Origin of the sequence: Campylobacter concisus (assembly GCF_002092855.1) — a bacterium.
Lineage (GTDB): Bacteria > Campylobacterota > Campylobacteria > Campylobacterales > Campylobacteraceae > Campylobacter_A > Campylobacter_A concisus_AI.
The window spans coordinates 1-315 of record NZ_LVLC01000008.1 but is presented as its reverse complement, the minus strand read 5'-3'; the positions used below and the strand labels follow the sequence as shown (position 1 = coordinate 315).

The 315-nt window shown below is 40.6% G+C and carries 1 protein-coding gene; it reads right to left on the bottom strand.

Annotation, left to right across the window (positions count from 1 at the left end):
* Nucleotides 1-315 (bottom strand): retention module-containing protein (locus tag A3223_RS04280; protein WP_141081793.1); only part of this gene is annotated, 315 nt, incomplete at both ends.

Sequence of the window (315 nt, the reverse complement as noted above, 5' to 3'; positions counted from 1 at the left end):
ACCACCAGCAGCAGTGTTTCCACCAGCTGCGGTCTCTTCAAGTTTTGTTAGATCTCCACCATTTAAAATAGCATTTTGCAAATCACTAATATCTGCCAAACCTTCCGCACCTATGGTGCTTTGATTTAACGCAAGCGTATCATTGCCTACAATCGTAATCTCTTTTCCATTATTTGAAACAATTGTTATTTTATCGGCTGCATCGCTTGTCTTGATGCTCTCTCCCATATAAAGGATGTCACCTACTTTTAGCTCTCTCTCATTTCCGTTTTGATCGATAGCGACCGCCTTGCCACTAATAAATTTTACTACTCC